We start from the raw sequence: 20,550 nt of genomic DNA, 5'->3' as shown, positions 1-20,550 counted from the left end.
CCGCCGGACGGCCGTGACGGGGGAGGCACCCGGTCACGGCCGTCCGACGGTGGTTCAGCCGGTCCGTTCGCCGTCCAGGAGGGCGGCGACGTCCGCGCGCAGCGCCTTCTTGTCGATCTTGCCGACCTTGGTCAGCGGCAGCGCCCCGGCCAGCACCAGGCGTTCGGGCAGCTTGAACCGGGCCACCCCGGTCGCCTCCATGACCCCGCGCGCCTCGTCCAGGGTGACCGTCGTGCCGGGGCGCGCCACGACGTACAGGCAGACCCGTTCGCCGAGGTCGCGGTCGGGCATCGCGACGGCCGCGACCTGGCTGACGGCCGGCAGCTGGTAGACGAGGTTCTCGACCTCCTCGGCGGAGATCTTCTCGCCGCCCCGGTTGATCATGTCCTTGTCGCGGCCCTCCACGACGAGGTTGCCCTCCGGCGTGCGGCGGCAGATGTCGCCCGAGCGGTACCAGCCGTCCTCGGTGAAGGCGCGGGCGTTCTGCTCGGCCGCCCGGTAGTAGCCGCGCGGGGTGTACGGGCCGCGCGTGAGCAGCAGTCCGGGCTCGCCCTCGGGTACGTCCCGGTCGTTCTCGTCCACCAGCCGCACCTCGTCGGCCGGGCAGACCGGCCGCCCCTGGGTGGTGCACACGACGTCCTCGGGATCGTCGAGCCGGGTGACGTTCAGCAGCCCCTCCGCCATGCCGAACACCTGCTGGAGCGTGGCCGTCAGCACCGGGCGCACCTTGCGGGCCAGCTCGTCCGCGAGCCGGGCGCCGCCGGCCTGGAGGACCCGCAGGCTCGCCAGTTGCCCGGCACCGTGCGCGGCGGCGTGCTCCAGCCAGCGCCCCGCGACCGCCGGTACGACCGCCGTGTGCGTGACGCCCTCGGCGGCGATGGTCGCGAAGGCCCGCACCGGCTCCGGGGACGGCAGGGTGACGACCCGGCCGCCGCTCAGCAGGGTGCCGAGAATGCCGGGGCAGGCGAGCGGGAAGTTGTGCCCGGCGGGCAGGCTGACGAGGTAGACGCTCTCCGCGCCGAGCGCGGCGGCCTCCGCGCTGACCCGCGCGTTGTAGGCGTAGTCGTCGTGCGTACGGGCGATGAGCTTGGGCAGCCCCGTCGTCCCGCCGGACAGCAGGAACAGCGCCACGTCCCGGGAGTGCGGGGCGCGGGCGTCCAGCAGGGCGCGGACCGCCGCGGGATCGGCGGGCGGCGCGCACAGGGCCCGCAGATCGACGCTGCCGGGAGCGATCTCGTCGCCCGCGACCAGCACCCGCCATCCGGCACCGGTCGCCGCGCGGACCTCGTCGGCCAGTTCGTGGCCGAGCGCCTGGTGGTCGAAGTCGCGGATGCGGTCCGGCAGCGCGATCGCCACGGCCTCCGCGTGCACGGCCAGATAGCGCAGTTCGGCACGGCGGTGGGCGGGCAGCGCCATCACGGGGACGATCCCCGCGCGCAGACAGGCCAGGGTCAGGACGACGAACTCCCAGCCGTTGCCGAGCTGGACGACGATCCGGTCACCGGCCTCGATGCCCAGGTCCAGCAGGCGTACGGCGGCGGCGTCGGCACGGTCGGCCAGCTCGGCGCGGGTCAGGCGGAGTCCGGCGCCGCCCGAGGCCACCGGGTCCACGAGGGCCGGGGCGTCGGGCTCCCGGTCGGCGGCCTCGCGCAGCAGCGTGCCGAGCGGGACGCCCGCCCAGTAGCCCTCGGCGGCATAGCGCGCGGCCTCGGCCTCCGGCCAGGGGACGGTGTGCTCAGCGATGGGGGTGGGCATGGTCGGCCTCCCTGGTGATGACGACGGCGTCGAGTGCGACCAGACCCCCATGGGTCAGGCGCAGAGGGTTGACCTCGATCTCTTCGAGGCCGGGGTGGGTGACCAGCAGGTCCCCGAGGGCGGCGGCGATCCGGCCCAGTTCCCGGGGGTCCAGGACCGGGCCGCCCCGCCAGCCGTCGAGCAGCGCCCGCCCGGCCAGATCCGCCGGCATGGTCTCGGCCACCTCCGGCGCGAGCGGTGCCGTGCGGACGGTGACGTCGGCCAGGGCCTCCGCCGTCGTGCCGCCCAGTCCGAGCAGCACGACCGGACCGAAGACCGGATCGCGGCGCGCGCCGAGGACGAGATCGACCCCGGAGGGCGCCATCGACTCCACCAGGAAGCGGCGGGCACCGGCCTCCTCCAGCCGGTCCAGCGCCGCGTCGAGCGCGGCCGGGGAGCCGACGCCCAGGTGCACCCCGCCGATCTCGGTCTTGTGCAGGACGGAGGCGTCGAGCAGCTTGACCGCCACCGGACCGCCCAGCGCGGCCAGCGCGGCATGGGCCTCGGCCCGGTCCGCGCAGACCCGGCGGGAGGTCGTCGTCACCCCGAGGCGGTCGAGGAGGCACTTTGCCTCGTGCTCGTCGTAGGCCGGGGCGACCTCGACGGAGACCGCGTCCGGTGCCGTACGCGGCGCGGCGGGCACCCGGGCGCGGGCGTCGGCCAGCAGGGCGGCCGTCGCGGCGGCCACCCCGTGCGGATCGGCCACCACGGCGATCCCCGCGTCCAGCAGGGAACGCCGGGCCTCGGCCACCTCCTCGCCGCTCCCGCCGAGCCCGACCACCAGCGGGACCCCCGGCACGGCGCCCTCGCGGGCGGCCGCCACCAGGTCCACCGCGTCCGGTTCGTGCAGGGCGTAGGCCGCGACGACGTCGACGCCCGGGTCCGCGGCGACCGCACCGAGCACCCGGCCGAGTTCGGGCCCGGGACGGCCGGTGTCGACCGGGTTGAGCTGATACGTCAGCGGCGGCAGCAGCGCGGACAGGGTGCGCGTGGTGTCCTCCGCCGGCTCCGGGACCCGGGCCCGGCGGCCCCGCAGCTCGTCCAGGAGCAGCAGACCCGGCCCCGCCTGGGCGGTGACCACGCCGACACCGGGATCGGCGGCGGGCCGGGCGCGTGTGACGGAGAGCGCCCCCACCGCGTCGACCAGCTCGCGCTCGTCGGAAACGAGGACCGCCCCGGCCTGGGCGAGCGCGGCCCGGGTGGTGCGCCAGGAGGTGGCGAGCGCCCCGGTGTGCGAGGCGGCGAAGGCCCCGACGTCGTGCCGGCCGACCACCAGGGCCACGACCGGGCGGCGGGCGGCCAGCCGCCGCACCGCCGCCACCAGCCGGGGCCCGTCGGCGACCGACTCGATGTGCAGGGCGACGGCCCCGGTGTGCGGGTCGTCGGCGAGGTGGTCCAGGACGTCCGGCGCGGTGACGTCCACCCCGTTGCCGAGTCCCACGGCCAGGCTGATGCCGTGTCCGGCCTCGGCCAGCAGGAACGCCAGGGCGTGGTTGACGCCCCCGCTCGCCGCGACCACCGCGACCCGGCCCGGCCGGACCCGGGCCACGCCCGGGACGAAGCTGGCGGTCAGCCCGGTGTGCGGGGCGAGGAAGCCGCTGGTGTTCGGGCCCAGCAGCCGGATGCCGGTGGCCGCGACCGTCTCGGCCAGCCGTTGCTGGTACGCGACACCGGGGCCGCCCGCCTCGGCGAAGCCGCCGCCGCAGATCACGGCGGCACCGGCCCCGGCGGCGGCCGCGTCGGCCAGCACGTCCGGGCAGGCCGGCGCGGGTACGCAGATCATCGCCAGGTCCACCGGCCCGTCCTGGGCCGCCGCGCGCACCGATCCGTACATGCCCGTGTCACGGTCGTTGACCAGGGCCAGCCGTCCGCCGCGCGCGGCGAACCCCTCCAGCGAACGGGCCAGCGCGGCACCGAGCTTGCCGGGCTTGCGCGAGGCGCCCACGACCGCGATGCCGCGCGGCGCGAAGAGGGCGTCGAGCCCCCGGGCGGAGGCGGGTGCGCCGGTCATCCGGGCACCCCCACGAGGTCGGCGCGGCCGGAGAGCACCGTGGTCAGCGCCCGGTCGCGGTCGGGCTCCGGGTCGATCAGGAGCGCGGGAAGACCCTCCGCCATCCGGGCCTGCTCGCAGACCAGGACCCGGGTCAGCGGGGTGCCGCCGTGCACCGCGACCAGGACCGGTCCACCGGCCCCGGACCCGGCCAGCGCGGCGAGCCGGTCGAGGACCCCGGGCAGCCCGGCCTCCGCGTCGGGCGCGGTGAGCAGGGCGCCCCACGGGCCGGGCACCGGCTCGGCGGACAGGGAGAGTTCACCCACGCCGCGTACGGCGGTCGGGGTGCCGTCCGCGCTGCGCACGATGTCCACCAGCCGGCCCGGTGCCTGCCAGCCGGAGCCGTGGAACGGGGTCTCCAGGGGCTCGGTGCCGTGCGTGCGCGTCCACCCGAGGTGCCCGCCCGCCACGAACTCCGGGGCGCGGCGGGCGAGCCGGGCGTCGGAGATGCTGCGGGTGAGGAAGTGGTAGGCGAACTGCCAGGGCTCGAAGGTGTCGTGGTAGCGGCCGAAGTGCTCCCACCAGGAGAGGCTGGGCCGCGCCGAGTCCTGGATCCTGCGGACCGAGGGCTGCGCCGCCTCCTCGTACGCGGACAGCGCGGCCGGCAGATCGCCCGGGTGGGCGGCCAGCGCCCCGGCGAGCGCGACGGCGTCCTCCATGGCCATCTTCGTGCCGGAGCCCACCGAGAAGTGCGCGGTGTGCACGGCGTCGCCGAGCAGGACCACGGGACGGGGGGACGTGGTGTGCCAGCGACGGGTGCGCCGGGTGCGGAAGTTGCCCCACCGGGAGTTGTTGGTCAGCAGCTTCCCGCCGCCGATGTGATCGGCGAACAGCTTCTCCAGGTACTCCTTGGACCGCAGGTCGCTGGGGCCCGGGGGCTGGGTCACGTCGAACGCGTCGAGTCCGGCGCGCCGCCACGACTCCTCGTCCGTCTCGACGATGAAGGTCGACACGGTGTCGGAGACCGGGTAGCCGTGCACCGCGAACACGCCGTCCGGGCCGCGTTCGTGGATGAAGGTGAGCCCGTCGAAGAGGTGGTCCGTGCCGAACCAGATGAACTTGGCGGCGGCCGTCTCCACCTCGGTCCCCAGGTCCGCGCCCCGCTCGGCCTCCACCTGCTCGCGGATCTTCGAGCCGGTGCCGTCGGCCGCCACGACCAGGTCGTAGCCGGTCAGGTCGTCGAGCGTCACCTCCGTGGAGAAGCGCAGCTCGACCCCGACGTCCCGGGCCCGGTCCTGCATCAGCAGGAGGAGGGTGCGGCGGGCGACGGCGGCCATGCCGTTGCCGCCGCAGCGGATCCGTTCGCCCTTGAGGCGGACCTCGATCTCGTCCCAGTGCCGGCCGTGGTCGCTCAGCGCCCGGCGCAGCACCGGGTCGGCCTCGTGGATCGCGGCGAGGGTGCGGTCGGAGAAGACGACGCCGAAGCCGAAGGTGTCGTCGGCGCGGTTGCGTTCGAAGACGGTGACCTCGGCCGACGGGTCCGCCTGCCGGACCAGGGTGGCGAGGAACAGCCCGCCGGGGCCGCCCCCCGCGACTGCGATGCGCATCAGGTGCTCCTTGGTTCTGTGCGGGTGCCGTGCGGTACGCGCGAAGGGGTACGGCACGAAGGTGCGCGGCCGGGCCGGGCGCGGAGTCGGTGTCCGGAGGGGGACGGTTCCTCCGCGCCCGGCGGCTTCGGCCTCAGCCGGTCCGCAGGACCGACCGCAGGGCGTCCAGCAGCGCGCCGGCCGGGTCCTCGCCCCGCCCGGCCGAGCGCCAGCCCACGATGTGGTCGGGCCGGACCAGCAGCGCGCCGTCCTCCGCCAGACCCGAGACCCCGGCCCAGTCGCCGTACCGGTCCTCGTAGTCGCAGCCGTGGCCGATGGAGACCACGTCGATCTCCACCCCGGTCGCGGCGGCGGCCTTCGCGGCGGCCTCGCGCCAGTCCGCGCCGAGCACCCCGGTGAGCAGGGTGAACCGGCCGTGGCCGCAGAGGTCGATGACGGGGACCTTGCGCTGGCCGTCGAGCAGCCAGGCGTGCGGGAGGTGGCGGCCGGGATAGGTGGACGGGAAGTAGTGGATCTCCTCGTCCCTCGGTGCGACCGGGGCCTCGCCGTCGGCCACCACGGCACCGGACGTGTAGTTCTGGTTGGTCTCCACGCCGTGGGTGTTGAAGCACAGCAGGGTCTCGCGGACGGCCGCGTCGAACGCCGCCCGGCGTTCCGCGCCCTCGGCGGTGGGGGCCCGCAGGGTGTCGAGTGCGGCGTCCAGTTGCTCCTGTCCGGCGGCGGGCGGCAGGTGCAGGGCCTGGAACAGCGGCGGCATCAGGGCGTTGCTGGCCGTGGCCCGCTCCACGATCTGCCGGGCCACCGGCAGCCGCTCGTCGCGGTAGGTCTCCAGCAGCCCGGGGCCGGCCTGACCGCGCAGGACCAGGGCGAGCTTCCAGCACAGGTTGAACGAGTCCTGGATGGAGGTGTTGGACCCCAGGCCGTTCATCGGCGAGTGCCGGTGGACCGCGTCGCCGACGCAGAAGACCCGGCCCTCCTGGTTGTCGGTGGCGTAGACGTGGTTGACCGCCCAGGTGGAGACCGACTCGACCTTCACGGGGACGGTGTCGTCGCCGATGAGCTGGTGCGCGATGGCCTCGCCGAACTCGTGGGTCAGCTCGGGTGCGCCCTGCTCCACGTCGTAGCCCCACACGGCGATCCACTTGTTCCAGGGCCGCACCACGCGCAGCACGCCGATGCCGTTGCCGTCGTGGCCGATGCCGGGCTGGATGAACCAGTACATGTCCCCGGGCCGGTGCGCGACCAGATGCGTCAGGTCCGCCTCGAAGACGATGTTGATGGAGCCTCCGAGCCCCATCTCGCCCTCCAGCGGGATGCCGAGCTGCGACATGATCCGGGAGTTCCCGCCGTCGGCGCCGATCAGGTACCGGGACCGGATCTCGTACTCCTCGCCGGTCACCCGGTCGCGGACGGTCGAGGTGACGCCGTCGTCGTCCTGGGTGAAGGAGAGCAGCTCGGTGTTGACCCGATGCGTCGTGCCTCGGTGCGTGGCGGCGTTGAGCAGGATCGGCTCCATGCGGTCCTGCGGCAGGTCGCACACGGTCGTCGGGCTGGCCAGGTCGTGCTCCGCCTTGAACAGCGGATGGGTGTACCAGGTCCGCAGCCGCCCCAGTTCCGGGCCGGTGAGGGCGGTGGCCCACACGTGTTCGCCCATCAGGTGCTGGGGGGTGGAGACGCGCTTGGCCTCGTCCTCGACGCCGAGGTCGCGCAGCACCTCCATGGTGCGCTGGTTGGTGATGTGGGCGCGCGGGGTGTTGGCGACCGAACCGTACTTGTTCAGCACGATCGCGCGGACGCCGTAGGTGGCGAGGAGGGCTCCGGCCGCGGCTCCGGCCGGACCGGCACCGGAGATGAGGACGTCGGTCTCGACCGTCTTAACAGTGCTCATCGTTGAGACTCCTGGGGCAAGGGGCATGCGGGGGGTCCGCCGCCGGGCCGGGGGAACCCGGCGGCGGGAGGGTCAGTGGTGGGTGACGAAGTCCGTCACCAGGCGGTTGAACTCGTCGGCGTGCTCCAGCTGGGCCCAGTGGCCGCAGCGGTTGATGAGGTGCGCGCGCGAGTCGGGGATGTTCGCCGCGAGGAAGAGCGTCGACTCGAAGGAGACGACCCGGTCGTCACGGCCGTGGACCAGGAGCGAGGGCGCGGTGATCCCGGAGACGCGGCTCGGGTCGATCCAGATCGGGATCGGGGCCTTCGGCGCCACCGCGGCGATGTTCGCCAGGTGCTCGGGGCGCTTGAGCGCGGCCCGCGAACGCTGCTCGCACAGCTCGGGGGTGGCGAAGCGGGCCGTGTCGTAGACCATGATCTCGACGAGGCGGCGCATGCCCTCGGGGGTCGCGTTCGTGTACGTGTCGTACATGATCTTCAGGCCCTCGGTGGGGCCGCCGCCGGCGCCGAAGAGGAACGGCTTCATCTGGAGCGGGGCGCCCATGGTGACGAGGTGGGAGACGCGCTCGGGCCGTTCGAGGGCGAGCCGCAGCGAGGTGTGGCCGCCCATCGAGTTGCCGACGAACGCGGCCTTCTCGATGCCCAGGGCGTCGAGCAGCTGGCAGGCCGCCTCGACGTGGTCCAGGGTGGTGAAGTCCACCGCGTCCGAGTCGCCCCAGCCGGGCATGTCGGGGGCGATGACCCGGAAGTGCTTGGACAGGGCCTCGATGTTGGGGGAGTAGTTGCTCCAGCCGGTGGCGCCGGGGCCGCCGCCGTGCAGCAGGACGACGGGGTGGCCCTCGCCGGCCTCGTTGTAGTGGATCCGCCAGTCCTTGGTCTGGACGTACCGCGAGATCGCGTCGGGGTTCAGGGCCATCAGTGATCGCCTCCGGGGGCGTGGTTGGTGAAGGGGGCGCGGCCGAGCAGCTCGTGCACGGTCTCGGGCGAGCGGTGTCCCCAGCTGTGCAGCCGGTCGAGGGTCCGCACCTGCCAGGTCGCGTCGTCGATGAGCAGTCCGCCCCAGCCGTACTCGACGGAGAAACCGGAGGGCGTGCGGACGTAGAAGCTGAACATGTGGTCGTTGGGGTGCATCCCGAGCGTCATCTCGAAGGGCTGCCCGGCGTCCATGCAGCGGTCGTAGGCCGTGCCCACGTCGCGGATGTCGCTGACCTCCAGCATGAAGTGGTGGGTCTTCTTCGGATGCGGCATGTCGCCGAAGGCGACGCTGTGGTGGCGCGGGTTGCAGTGCAGGAAGATCAGGTCCGCGAAGACGCCCGGGGCCAGCTCCTCGACGATGATGTCGCTGATCCGGAAGCCGAGCAGGCCCTCGTAGAAGGCCATGTACTCCTCGCGCGGCACGCCCTTGGAGAGCAGCACGTGGTGCCCGGCGCCGCCGCTGCCGGTGACGAAGGTTCCCAGCAGGGTGTCGGAGTGGAACGGGGTCTCCGCGTCGGCGAGGCCGGTGACCAGCTCGATGCGGTTGCCCAGCGGGTCGGTGACCTGGAACAGGCGGTCGACCCGGCGCGCGGCGGCCAGCTCCGCGCCGCCCTCGGTGACCTCGGTGCCGGCCGCCCGCAGCGCGGCGACCAGCCGGTCGAGGGCTTCCGGCGACTCGGCCTCGTAGCCGCTGACCACCAGATCGTCGGCGGGGCCCTCGGTGATGATCCAGCGGTGCGCCTTCTCGTCGGTGCGCAGGGTGAAGCCGGCGTCGGTCTTCCGGCCCAGCTGCATGCCGAGCAGCGTCACGCCGAAGTGCTCCCAGTCGGCGAGGTCGCCGACCTCGTACACGACGTAGGCCAGCTCTTTCACTGCGGTCATGAGTGGTCTCCTTCCGAGGCCGAGAGGGTGGGGGTCACCCCTCGGACGAACAGAGGCGGGGGAGTGGGCGCCCGGGAGCGGAAGCGGCTCCGGGGCAGGGGAGAAGAAGGCTCCGGACCGCACGGGAGGCGGCCGGAGAAGCATTATTGAACCGATCGTTCAGTCCAATAGTCGGTACGTTCACATGCGGAACGGGGCGCGTCAAGGGTTCGGCCAACTCTTCGCTCTGTGTGACCGAGCGGAGGGCGGCCCGTATGATCGGCGGGTGAGACGTGGATCGAAGGCCCCCAACGGGAACGAGCGCGGGCGACGTTCGAAGGAGGAGATCCTCGACGCGGCGGCCCGGGTCATGGCCCTGCGGGGATACGCGGCGGCCACGATCACGGCGATCACGGCCGAGACCGGCATGCCGCGCAGCGCGATCTACCACCACTTCCACTCCAAGGGCGGACTGCTCGCCGCCGTGATGGAACGGGGCGCCCGCGACTACTTCGGCGCGATGCGCGAGGCCCACGCGCAGCCGCCGGAGGGCGGCACGCACCACGAGCGGATGGCGTGGTTCATGGACCGGACGGCGGAGGTCTTCACCGCCAAGCCCGACTTCCTCAGGCTCCACGTCCGGCTCGTCATGAGCGACGAGGCCGCCGACGAGGAGGTCCTGGCGATGAACCGCAGCGTGCGCGCCGAGGGCCGCGCCTACATGAGCGAGATGGTCGCGTCGGCCTTCGCGGACGAGGGCCCCGAGATCGCGCGGGCGGTCGGCGAGGAGTTGTCGGTCTTCGCCATCGCGGCCTTCGACGGCTCCTTCGTCTCCGCCATGGCCGAGGCGGAGTACACCGTCGCCTCCCAGATGGACCGCCTCACCGACGCGATGGTCGCGCTGGGCGAGGCGGCCGTGGCCCGGCACAAGGCGTCGGCCCCGGCGTCCTGAAGGGCGCTGCCCGCCGCGTCGGTCTGACGGTGATTGAGGCGTAACGGGGGCATCACGGCCCGGTTCTCCCTTGGGAACAGGGATGGACCGAGCCGGGGCGCGCCGTCGGACGGGTGGTAGAAAGAAGCCCCGCTCGACTGTCGTGACACTGCGGGATCCATGCCCGATTCGCTCCATTTCGCCAGTGATTCAGGGGGTCTTGGCAGGCCCCTCGGACCGCGGTGGGATCGCGGGGGAGTCCGGACCGGGCACCGGACCGCACGAAGGGGGACGCGCTGATGACCCAGCCGCCCAGCCAGCAACCGCCGCAGGGAGGCTTCGGCGCTCCGCAGGAGCCGCCGCAGGGGGTCCCCCAGCCGCCCCAGGGTCCGCCGCAGACGCCGCCGACCCAGCCCGGTTACGGCTACCCCCAGCAGCCCGGTCCGTACGGCCAGCCCCAGCAGCCGGGTCCGTACGCGCAGCAGCCGGGCCCCTACGGCCAGCCCCAGCAGCCCGGTCCCTACGGCCAGCCCCAGCAGCCGGGTCCCTACGCGCAGCAGCCCGGCCCCTACGGCCAGCCCGCGCAGCCCGGACCGTACGGCCAGCCGCAGGGCGGCTACGGCTATCCGCCGCAGCAGTACCCCACGGCCCCGGTCCCCCCGGTCCCCGGAGGTCGCAACCCCTTCAAAGGCAAGCCCGCCATGATCATCGGCGCGGCGGTCGCGGCGCTCGTGGTGATCGGCGGCGGGGTGTTCCTGCTGACCGGCGGTGACGACGGCGACGACAAGAAGCCGGTCGCCGGGGGCAGCAGCCTGCCGGCCGGACCGTCCGCCTCCCCGAGCGTGGACGAGGGCGACGGCAACGGCACCGGCCGCGACGGCGACGACGACCTGAACGCCGGACGCAAGTCCGGTGAGGCCAAGGTCCTCTGGCTCCAGAAGAACGACGTCGACCTGCCGCGCAACGGCGCGGACGTGTACGGCCCCTGGATCGTCGGCGACACCGTCGTCAAGGGTATGTACCGCACGGTTTCCGGCTACGCGGTCGGCGACGGCAAGGAGAAGTGGAAGCTCAAGCTGCCCGCCGATATCTGCTCCGCGCCCCAGCAGACCACCGCCGCCGGCACGATCGTCATCGCGATCAAGAACGGCACCACCTCCAAGGCCGACTGCTCGACGCTCCAGCAGATCGACCTCACCACGGGGAAGGCGGGGTGGAAGAAGGAGGTCAAGAAGAGCGGCCTGTTCGACATGATGTCGGACCTCTCGATGGCCATCACCGGCGACACCGTGACGGCCGGCCGCACCGGCGCCTCCAACGCCTACCGGATCAGCGACGGCAAGGAACTGTTCGGCAAGCGCAGCGGCACCTGCCAGCCCTTCGCCTTCGCGGGCGGCGCCCGGCTGATCGCCGCGACCAGCTGCCGCACGGACGACGCCGACAACCCGCAGCACGCGGTCGAGCGCGTCGACCCCACCACCGGCAAGCCGCTGTGGACCTACAAGCCCGCCCGGGGCTGGGAGGTCGACAAGGTCTACTCGAACAGCCCGCTCATCGTGTCGCTGACCAAGGGCAGCGGCGACAGCAAGAAGTGGAGCATCGTCGCCCTGCGCGAGAACGGCACGCTCCGCTCGCAGCTGACCAGTGACAAGGGCGACAAGTTCGCCCCCGACTGCGGGGGCGCGTTCACCATCTTCGGCCAGCGCCTCGACGGCTGCACCGGCGTCGCCGCCGACGCCAACACCTTCTACATGGCCACCCAGGACGACACCAGCGGCTCCGGCCGCACCAACCAGGTCGTCGCCTTCAACCTCAACACCGGCAAGACGAAGTGGAAGGCGAAGGCCCCGGCCGGCCAGACCATGAAGCCGCTGCGGATGGAGGGCGCCGACGTGCTCCTCTACGTGGACGCCGGCTACGGCAAGGGCGGCGGCATCGCCACCCTGGCACCCGCCGGAGGCAGCCCGAAGATGCTGCTCCGGCACCCGGAGTCGACGGCCTCGATCGAGAGTTCGTTCTGGGACGAGAAGGTGCTCTACGCGGACGGCCGCTCGTTCATCGCCAGCGGGCGGGTCAGCGCGAGCAACGACAAGGAAGAACTGGAGACGAAGACCATGATGGCCTTCGGCAAGTAGCCGCCCCCGCCGACCGGTTCGGCCCCCGACCGATTCCCTCCCGTTTTTCTCCCGAGGTACGCACACGCCATGACGCAACCGCCCCAGCCGCCGCCCAACGAGCCGTCCCAGGGCGGGTTCGGCGCGCCGCAGGACCCCCCGCCCGGTGGTTTCGGCGCCCCGCAGGACCCGCCGGCCGGAGGCTTCGGCGCCCCGACGCCGCCGCCCGCCGACCCGTTCGGCAAGCAGCCCGCCACCCCGCCGCCGGCCGGACCGCCGCAGCCGCAGCAGCCCGGCTACGGCACCCCGCCGCCGACCGCCCCGGGCGGCTACGGCACCCCGCCCCCGCCCACCGTCCCCGGCGGCTACGGCACCCCGCCGCCCACCGTCCCCGGCGGCTACGGCGCCCCGCAGCAGCAGCCCGGCTACGGCTATCCGCAGCAGCAGCCGGGGTCCGGCTACGGCTACCCGCAGCAGGGCCAGGCCCCGCAGCCCGGCTACGGCTTCCCGCCCAGCCAGCCCCAGCCCGGCTACGGCTACCCGACCACGCCGATGCAGCAGCCGCAGCAGCCCGGCTCCGGCGGGCCGAAGAAGTTCTCCACCCAGGCGCAGATCATCGTGGCCGCCGCGGTCGCGGTGGCGCTGATCGTCGGCGGCGGCATCTGGTTCGCCTCCAGCGGAGGCGACGACGACAAGAAGGACGAGGCCACCACCTCCGCCGGCGCCACCGGTGGCGAGAACAAGGGCGGCGGCAGCGGCGGCATCGGGGGCGGCGGCAAGGAGAAGGCCCCGGCCAACACCAAGTCCTCGGTCGCCTTCCAGCTCCCGCAGCCCAAGGTCACCGACGTCACCACGGTGGACGGCTCCTGGGTCACCGACAAGGCGTACGTGAAGACGGGCGTCAACGAGGTCGTCGGCTACGACCTCGCCAAGGGCACCAAGCTCTGGTCCATCCCGCTGGAGGGCCAGCTCTGCGCCGCCTCCCGGCACATGAGCAAGGACTTCAAGACGGCCATCGCCTTCGAGGAGGGCAAGCGGACCGCCGCGAAGAAGTACCAGAGCTGCACCCGGATCGGCGCGATCGACCTCACCACCGGCAAGCTCATGTGGAGCAAGAGCGTCACCTCCTCCAACACCGGTGACCGCCCGGTCCGCTTCGACGAGGTCACCCTCAGCGGCTCCACCGTCGCGGCCGGCGGCACCGACGGCGGCGCGGCCTTCGACCTCGCCACCGGCGCCGAGCGCTGGAAGCCGAAGGTCAGCACGGACGGCTGCTACGACAAGGGGTACGGCGGCGGCGAGGCCCTGGCCGTGGTCCGCAAGTGCGGCACGTACGACGACCCGCAGCTCGTCATCCAGGCCCTGAACCCGACGACGGGGGCGCCGCTGTCCTCGTACAAGATGCCGCCCGGCGTCGAGTACGCGAGCATCGTCTCCACCAAGCCGCTGGTCGTCGCCGCCGACGTCGGCGACACCGCCGGCGACGGCAGCGGGATCTCGGACTTCTTCTCCATCGACGCGAGCACCGGCAAGCTGCTCACCCGGATCGCGGCGGACGGCGAGAAGTACGCGGCGCGCTGCGGTTCGACCGACGTCGAGACCTGCCAGCAGCTGGCCGTCGGCAACAACCGGCTCTACCTGCCCACCGAGGAGCACGAGGGCACGGGCGAGTACGGCAACACCAACGAGATCGTCTCGTTCGACCTGACCACCGGCAAGCCGACCAGCGACCGGGCCGACGCGGGCGAGCGGTACACGATGTTCCCGCTGCGCATGGACGGCGGCAACATCATCGCCTACAAGGTGCCCCCCTACGACAAGGGCGGGCAGGTCGTCTCCATCGACGGCGCCACCTTCAAGCAGACCGTGCTGATGGAGAACCCGAGCGACGAGGCGACCCGGGACGCGGAGACCAGCTTCTCCACGGACTACGCCGAGTACCGCTACACCAACGGGCGGCTGTACATCTCGGAGACGATGATCAGCAAGCCCCGGGAGAGCTCGCTGGGCGACAAGGAGTACCTGGTCGTCGCGTTCGGCACGAGCTGACCGGCACGCGTGCGCGAGGGGGGGGCGGGGCCGTCGGCTCCGCCCCCCTCGCGCATGACCGGGCCGGCCGCGGCGACGGAGATCCGGCCATACGGGAACACCGACTCGCTCCGAACGCACAGGAAGTCGCCTGTCTCGGTCGTTCTCCCGGCGAACCGGCCCGCAGCCTCGAACAAGCGTGTAACTTGCCGGGTCTGTAGCGGGCCGGGGGGCCTGACGGCGTGAGGGGGAGTGCCCGATGGGCGTGCGGCTGATGGTGGTCGACGACCACCGACTGCTCGCGGAGGCGCTGGCCTCGGCGCTGAAACTGCGCGGGCACCGGGTGCTCGCCGCCGCCGCGCCCGCCTCGGGCGCGGCGGAGCTGGTGATCGCCCGGACGCCCGAGGTCTGCCTCTTCGGCACGGGGGCCCCGGCCGAGCCCGGCACCTTCGACCCGGTCGCCCGGATCCGGCGCGAGCGGCCGCAGATCGCCGTGGTGGTCCTCGGCCCGGTGCCCAGTCCGCGCGGCATCGCCGCCGCCTTCGCCGCCGGGGCGGCCGGCTACGTCCGCCACGACGAGCGCATCGAGGGCGTCGAACGCGCCATGGTCAAGGCCCGCGCCGGCGAGGCCGCGATCGCGCCCCAGCTCCTCCAGGGCGCCTTCGCCGACCTGCTCAACCCCTCCGCGCAGCCCGACGACGAGGGCCGCCGGCTGCTGCGGATGCTCACCCCGCGCGAGGTCGAGGTCCTGGTCCGGGTCGCCGAGGGCGAGGACACCCGGCTCATCGCGGCCGGCATGCGGATCGCGCCGAGCACCGCCCGCACCCATGTGCAGCGGGTGCTGATGAAGCTGGGCGTCGGCTCCCGGCTGGAGGCGGCCGCGCTGGCCGCGCGTACCGGACTGCTCGACCGGGCGGTGCGGGAGGCCCCGAGGGGCCCGGACCCCACGGCCTGACCGGCCCCTTTCCCCCACATCTCCGCTCCCGGGCGTACGGCTGTGCCGTACGCCTCCGACGCATGCGCCGCATCATTGACGAGTCTGTTGATTTGTGGTTCATTGTGTTCGGTTCTGTTTGGGAGGAGTCCGGTGAAGAAGACGGTTACGACGCTCGCCGACGGCCGGGAGCTGATCTACTACGACAGCCGCGACGACGTCGTCCGCGACGCCGTCGACCGGCGCCCGCTCGACGCCGTCTCGACCTCCTCCGAGGTCCGCCGCGATCCGCTGCTCGGCGACAGCGTCGCCATCGCCTCGCACCGCCAGGGACGCACCTACCACCCGCCGGCCGACGAGTGCCCGCTCTGCCCCTCGTCCGGGGACCGGCTCAGCGAGATCCCGGACACCGGCTACGACGTCGCCGTCTTCGAGAACCGCTTCCCCTCGCTCGCCGGCGACTCCGGCCGCTGCGAGGTCGTCTGCTTCACCTCCGACCACTCCGCGTCCTTCGCCGACCTCACCGAGGAGCAGGCCGGACTGGTGCTGGAGGCATGGACCGACCGCACCGCCGAGTTCGCCGAGCTCGCGCAGGTCACCCAGGTGTTCTGCTTCGAGAACCGGGGCGCCGAGATCGGCGTCACCCTGGGCCACCCGCACGGCCAGATCTACGGCTACCCCTTCGTCACCCCGCGCACCGAGCTGATGCTCCGCTCGGCCGCCGCCCACCGCGCCGAGACCGGCGGGAACCTCTTCGACGACGTGCTCGCCCGGGAGGAGACCGACGGCTCGCGGATCGTGCTCGCCGCCGAGCACTGGGTGGCCTTCGTCCCGTACGCGGCCCACTGGCCGTACGAGGTCCACCTCCACCCCCGGCGCCGCGTCCCCGACCTGCGGTACCTCGACGAGGCGGCCCGCACGGAGTTCCCCCAGGTCTATCTGGAACTCTTGAGGCGATTCGACCGGATCTTCGGCCCCGGCGAGCCGCCCACCCCGTACATCTCCGCCTGGCACCAGGCGCCGTTCGGGGTCGAGGGACGGGATGACTTCGGGCTCCATCTGGAGCTTTTCACCATCCGACGCACCTCCGGCAAGCTGAAGTTCCTCGCGGGTTCCGAATCCGGCATGAGCGTGTTCATCAACGACGTGCCGCCGGAGACCGCGGCCCAGCGACTGCGAGAGGTAGCGAGCCAGTGAGCAAGACCCCGAAGAAGTACCTCGTGACCGGCGGTGCGGGTTATGTGGGCAGTGTGGTCGCCCAGCACCTGCTGGAGGCCGGCCACGCCGTCACCGTCCTCGACGACCTCTCCACCGGCTTCCGCGAGGGCGTCCCGGCCGGCGCCGAGTTCATCGAGGGCCGCGTCCAGGACGCCGCGAAGTGGCTCGACTCCTCCTACGACGGGGTGCTGCACTTCGCCGCGTACTCCCAGGTCGGCGAGTCCGTCACCGACCCGGAGAAGTACTGGGTCAACAACGTCGGCGGCTCCACCGCCCTGCTCGCCGCCATGCGCGACGCCGGGGTGCGCACCCTGGTCTTCTCCTCCACCGCCGCCACCTACGGCGAACCGGTCTCCAGCCCGATCACCGAGACCGACCCCACCGCCCCCACCAGCCCCTACGGCGCCACCAAGCTCGCCGTCGACCACATGATCAGCGGCGAGGCGACCGCCCACGGCCTGGCCGCCGTCTCCCTGCGCTACTTCAACGTGGCCGGGGCCTACGGCGACTGCGGCGAGCGGCACAGCCCCGAGTCCCATCTGATCCCGCTGGTGCTCCAGGTCGCCCTCGGGCAGCGCGAGTCCATCTCCGTCTACGGCGACGACTACCCGACCCCGGACGGCACCTGCGTCCGCGACTACATCCACGTCGCGGACCTCGCCGAGGCCCATCTGCTGGCCCTCGACGCCGCCACCCCCGGCGAGCACCTGATCTGCAACCTCGGCAACGGCAACGGCTTCTCCGTCCGCGAGGTCATCGAGACGGTCCGCGAGGTCACCGGCCACCCCGTCCCCGAGACCGCGGCCCCGCGCCGCGGCGGCGACCCGGCCGTCCTCGTCGCCTCCGCCGCCACCGCCAGGGAACGGCTCGGCTGGCGGCCGTCCCGCGCCGACCTGGCCGGAATCGTCTCCGACGCCTGGACGTTCGCCCGCCGAGAGGAGCCCACCGCACCATGACCGACCACGCTGAGCTGACCGCCTCCTTCACCGAGCTGTACGGGAGCGCGCCCGAGGGGATCTGGGCCGCACCCGGCCGGGTCAACCTGATCGGCGAGTACACCGACTTCAACGACGGCTTCGTGATGCCGCTCGCCCTCCCGCACACCGCGCGCGCCGCCGTCGCCCCCCGTACCGACGGCGTCCTGCGGCTGCACTCGACCGATGTGCCGGGCGGCGTGGTGAGCCTGCGCGTCGACGAACTGGCCCCCGGCCAGGGCCACGGCTGGGCCTCCTACCCGGCCGGGGTCGTCTGGGCGCTGCGCGAGGCCGGGCACCCGGTCACCGGCGCCGACATCCAGCTCTCCTCCACCGTCCCCACCGGCGCCGGGCTCTCCTCGTCCGCCGCCCTCGAAGTGGTGACCGCGCTGGCCCTGAACGACCTCTTCGGCCTCGGCCTGGACGCCGCCGCCCTGGCGGTCCTGGCCCAGCGCGCGGAGAACGCCTTCGTCGGCGTCCCCTGCGGGATCATGGACCAGATGGCGTCCGCCTGCTGCACCGAGGGCCACGCCCTGCACCTGGACACCCGCGACCTCGGCCGCCGACAGGTCCCCTTCGACCTGGCCGCCCGGGGGCTGAGCCTCCTGGTCGTGGACACCCGCGTCCAGCACGCGCTGGGCGACGGCGCCTACGCGGAGCGGCGGGCCGGCTGCGAGGAGGGCGCCCGTCTGCTGGGCATACCCACCCTGCGCGACCTCCCGTACGAGGAGCTGGACGCGGCGCTCGGCCGGCTGGCCGAGGCGGGCGCGGACGAGTCCGTGGTGCGCTACGTCCGCCATGTGGTCGGCGACAACCAGCGGGTGGAGCACGTCATCGCCCTGCTGGACGCCGGTGACGTGCGCGCGGCCGGACCGGTCCTCACCGCCGGGCACCTCTCGCTCCGCGACGATCTGCGGGTCTCCTGCGCGGAACTGGACCTCGTGGTCGAAACGGCGAACGCGGCCGGTGCGCTCGGCGCCCGGATGACCGGCGGCGGATTCGGCGGTTCCGCGATCGTGCTGGTGGAGGAGGACCGGGCCGACGCCGTCGCCACGTCCGTCCTGGAGGCCTTCACCGCCCAGGGCTACGCGGCCCCCGGCATCTTCCCGGCCGTGCCGTCGGCAGGTGCCCGCCGGCTCGTCTGAGCCGTCCCGGGAGCGGGCCCGGCCAGCTCCTTGACCAGCGTGAACTCGGTGATGCCGGGCGGGTAGTCCACCACCCGCCCGGCCACCTCGTAGCCCCGGGCCCGGTAGAAGTCCGGGGCCTGGAAGTCCCAGGTCTCCACCCGCGAGCGGCCGCAGTCGTGCTCCTCGCGCGCCCGCCGCTCCGCCTCGTCGAGCAGCCGGGAGCCGAGACCGGCCGAGCGGTGCGCGGCGTCGACCCAGAGCAGGTCGACGTGGAGCCAGTGCGCCCAGACGTGGCCGGCGAGCCCGGCGGCGATCCGGCCCCGACCGTCCAGCGCCCAGACCTCCAGCGGGAGCTGGTGCGCGGCGGGGGTCTCACGCAGCGCGCGGATCCGGGCCGAGCGCGCGGTGTTGTCGTCGCGCAGCCGCCGGTGCAGCAGTTGACGTCGTTCTTTGTCCACTTCTGTCTCAAAACGGAACATGAACCCCACCCTAGGGGTCCCAAGCCGGCCAGTTCCGTGAATTCCCTTCCGCCGCCCGCCCCCACCCGTACCCTGATGCTCAGCACCGGTGGGGGCCGGTGCTGATTCAGGGGTACGAGACAGCCGGATACGGCGTCCGGGCGGAGGAGCGGTCACCCCCCACGGCGGCGGCCGTGGGCCGCGGACCGACTCCCCGCTCCGGGCGTCGTATCCGTGCCGGTCCGGCCCCGCAGGGGGGTGGGCCGCGCCGGCGCCCCAGAACGCACAGCATGGGGGTGCCTGTGGTCCGTATCCGGGTTCTCGTGGTCGACGACCACCGCATCTTCGCCGAGTCGCTCGCCGCGGCGCTCGCCGCCGAGCCGGACGTCGAGGTGGCCGCCGCCGGCAGTGGTCCGGCCGCCCTGCGCTGTCTGGACCGGGCCGCCGCCGAGGGCCGCTGCTACGACGTCCTCCTGGTCGACGCCGAACTGGGCATCCCGGCCCCCGGTCAGGGCCGGACCACCGGCCCGGTCCCGGTGCCCGCCCCGGACAGCGGGGAGAACGGGCCCGTCGACGGGCTCTCCCTGGTGGCCGGCGTCCGCTCGCTGCGGCCCTCGGTGCGCACGGTGGTGCTCGCCGAGAAGGACGACCCGCGCCGGGCGGCGCTCGCCCTCCAGGCCGGTGCCTGCGGCTGGGTGGCCAAGGACAGCTCGCTGCAACGGCTGCTCGCGGTGATCCGGGGGGTGCTGCGCGACGAGACGCATCTGCCGCCCGCCCTGCTCACCGGGGTGCTGCGGGAGCTGACGGCGGACCGCAAGCACCGCACCGAGAGCGAGGTGCTGGTCGAGTCGCTGACGCCGCGCGAGCGCGAGGTGCTGCGCTGCATGGTGGCGGGGCTGGGCCGCAAGGCGGTGGCGGAGCGGCTCTTCCTCTCCCCGCACACGGTGCGCACGCACATGCAGAACGTGCTCGGGAAGCTGGGGGTGCACTCCACGCTGGCCGCGGTGGCGCTGGCCCGGCGGGCCGGGGTCGGCCCGGTCGATCTGGAGCAGGCCCCGCTAGCCGGGGATGTTGTCGAACGGGGCGGTCAACTGGCGTAGCAGTCCCGCCAGTTCGCCGCGCTGCTGACGGGAGAGCTCGCCGAGGATGGCCCGCTCCTGGGCGAGCAGCCCGGCCAGCGACTGATCGGCCTTGTCGCGGCCCTCGGCGGTCAGCCGGACCAGGACGCCCCGGCGGTCGTTGGGGTCGGGGAGCCGTTCGACCAGGTTCTTCTTGGTCAGCCGGTCGATGCGGTTGGTCATCGTGCCCGAGGTGACCAGGGTCTGGGTGAGCAGCTGGCCGGGGGAGAGCTGATACGGGGCTCCGGCGCGGCGCAGCGAGGTGAGGACGTCGAACTCCCACGGTTCGAGCTGGTGCTCGGCGAAGGCGATGCGGCGGGCCCGGTCGAGATGGCGGGCCAGGCGGGAGACGCGGCTGAGGACCTCGAGTGGTTCCACGTCGAGGTCGGGGCGCTCGCGGCGCCATGCAGCGACCAGTCGGTCGACCTCGTCCTCCATGTGGATCAGTGTAGAGGGTCTGTCGATATGAAGTCTCTTGAATCCAAGTCTCTTGACCAGAAGTTTCTCATGTCTGAATTCCTCGAACGCGAGTGT

At 73.2% G+C, this 20,550-nt stretch carries 15 protein-coding genes and 1 pseudogene; 8 read left to right on the top strand and 8 right to left on the bottom strand.

The genetic code is table 11. The features are described 5' to 3' along the window. Positions 1 to 54 precede the first annotated feature (54 nt). From ACWCXC_RS07060 to ACWCXC_RS07035, 6 genes are all read right to left on the bottom strand, one after another. Positions 55 to 1,755, bottom strand: coding sequence for a (2,3-dihydroxybenzoyl)adenylate synthase (locus ACWCXC_RS07060; protein ID WP_450887113.1), 1,701 nt, complete (start codon positions 1,753 to 1,755; stop codon positions 55 to 57). Further along, positions 1,736 to 3,805 (bottom strand): acetate--CoA ligase family protein, encoded by a 2,070-nt coding sequence (locus ACWCXC_RS07055; RefSeq protein WP_450887111.1) that lies wholly within the window; start codon positions 3,803 to 3,805, stop codon positions 1,736 to 1,738. Before ACWCXC_RS07055 ends, ACWCXC_RS07060 begins: the two co-directional genes overlap by 20 nt. Continuing rightward, the gene (locus ACWCXC_RS07050) at positions 3,802 to 5,391 is read right to left on the bottom strand and encodes an FAD-dependent monooxygenase (RefSeq protein ID WP_450683279.1); all 1,590 of its coding nucleotides are present in this window, start codon (positions 5,389 to 5,391) and stop codon (positions 3,802 to 3,804) included. Before ACWCXC_RS07050 ends, ACWCXC_RS07055 begins: the two co-directional genes overlap by 4 nt. A gap of 133 nt (positions 5,392 to 5,524) precedes the next feature. Beyond that, positions 5,525 to 7,279, bottom strand: coding sequence for an FAD-dependent oxidoreductase (locus tag ACWCXC_RS07045; protein ID WP_450887109.1), 1,755 nt, complete (start codon positions 7,277 to 7,279; stop codon positions 5,525 to 5,527). A 72-nt stretch (positions 7,280 to 7,351) separates the two neighbouring features. Beyond that, positions 7,352 to 8,194, bottom strand: coding sequence for an alpha/beta fold hydrolase (locus ACWCXC_RS07040; RefSeq protein ID WP_450887107.1), 843 nt, complete (start codon positions 8,192 to 8,194; stop codon positions 7,352 to 7,354). After that, positions 8,194 to 9,135, bottom strand: coding sequence for a VOC family protein (locus ACWCXC_RS07035; RefSeq protein ID WP_450887105.1), 942 nt, complete (start codon positions 9,133 to 9,135; stop codon positions 8,194 to 8,196). Before ACWCXC_RS07035 ends, ACWCXC_RS07040 begins: the two co-directional genes overlap by 1 nt. Positions 9,136 to 9,400: 265 nt before the next feature. Here ACWCXC_RS07035 and ACWCXC_RS07030 point away from each other — a divergent pair, with 265 nt between their 5' ends. From ACWCXC_RS07030 to galK, 7 genes are all read left to right on the top strand, one after another. Further along, entirely contained in the window at positions 9,401 to 10,066 is a 666-nt protein-coding gene (locus ACWCXC_RS07030) for a TetR/AcrR family transcriptional regulator (protein WP_450683283.1), read from the top strand. A gap of 278 nt (positions 10,067 to 10,344) precedes the next feature. Continuing rightward, entirely contained in the window at positions 10,345 to 12,180 is a 1,836-nt protein-coding gene (locus ACWCXC_RS07025) for an outer membrane protein assembly factor BamB family protein (protein ID WP_450887102.1), read from the top strand. Positions 12,181 to 12,249: 69 nt separating this feature from the next. Further along, a complete protein-coding gene (locus tag ACWCXC_RS07020; RefSeq protein WP_450887100.1) occupies positions 12,250 to 14,208 on the top strand; it encodes an outer membrane protein assembly factor BamB family protein in 1,959 nt (652 codons plus the stop codon). 238 nt (positions 14,209 to 14,446) lie between these two features. Beyond that, complete coding sequence (locus tag ACWCXC_RS07015) at positions 14,447 to 15,142, top strand: helix-turn-helix transcriptional regulator (RefSeq protein WP_450683286.1); 696 nt, start codon at positions 14,447 to 14,449, stop codon at positions 15,140 to 15,142. 132 nt (positions 15,143 to 15,274) lie between these two features. Beyond that, a complete protein-coding gene (gene galT, locus ACWCXC_RS07010; RefSeq protein WP_450887098.1) occupies positions 15,275 to 16,318 on the top strand; it encodes a galactose-1-phosphate uridylyltransferase in 1,044 nt (347 codons plus the stop codon). Then, positions 16,315 to 17,295 (top strand): UDP-glucose 4-epimerase GalE, encoded by a 981-nt coding sequence (gene galE / locus ACWCXC_RS07005; RefSeq protein ID WP_450683288.1) that lies wholly within the window; start codon positions 16,315 to 16,317, stop codon positions 17,293 to 17,295. The genes galT and galE overlap by 4 nt, the downstream gene beginning before the upstream one ends. Beyond that, positions 17,292 to 18,458 (top strand): galactokinase, encoded by a 1,167-nt coding sequence (galK, locus tag ACWCXC_RS07000; RefSeq protein WP_450887095.1) that lies wholly within the window; start codon positions 17,292 to 17,294, stop codon positions 18,456 to 18,458. Before galE ends, galK begins: the two co-directional genes overlap by 4 nt. Before the next feature lie 23 nt (positions 18,459 to 18,481). On the opposite strand, the pseudogene ACWCXC_RS06995 reads toward galK, so the two are convergent. Further along, positions 18,482 to 18,919 (bottom strand): annotated as a pseudogene (locus ACWCXC_RS06995) (GNAT family N-acetyltransferase); the annotation flags it as partial. 281 nt (positions 18,920 to 19,200) lie between these two features. Between ACWCXC_RS06995 and ACWCXC_RS06990 the strand changes: the two are divergent. Beyond that, positions 19,201 to 19,998 carry a LuxR C-terminal-related transcriptional regulator gene (locus ACWCXC_RS06990; RefSeq protein ID WP_450683302.1) on the top strand — a complete coding sequence of 266 codons (798 nt, stop codon included), beginning with the start codon at positions 19,201 to 19,203 and terminating at the stop codon, positions 19,996 to 19,998. Here the strand turns inward: ACWCXC_RS06990 and ACWCXC_RS06985 are convergent. Further along, complete coding sequence (locus ACWCXC_RS06985) at positions 19,957 to 20,454, bottom strand: MarR family winged helix-turn-helix transcriptional regulator (RefSeq protein ID WP_136328054.1); 498 nt, start codon at positions 20,452 to 20,454, stop codon at positions 19,957 to 19,959. The genes ACWCXC_RS06990 and ACWCXC_RS06985 overlap by 42 nt on opposite strands. Positions 20,455 to 20,550: the final 96 nt, after the last annotated feature.

Source organism: Streptomyces sp. NPDC001515, from assembly GCF_053597115.1.
Note: the sequence above shows the minus strand (reverse complement) of the source record. Positions and strands in the feature narration are given on the sequence as shown.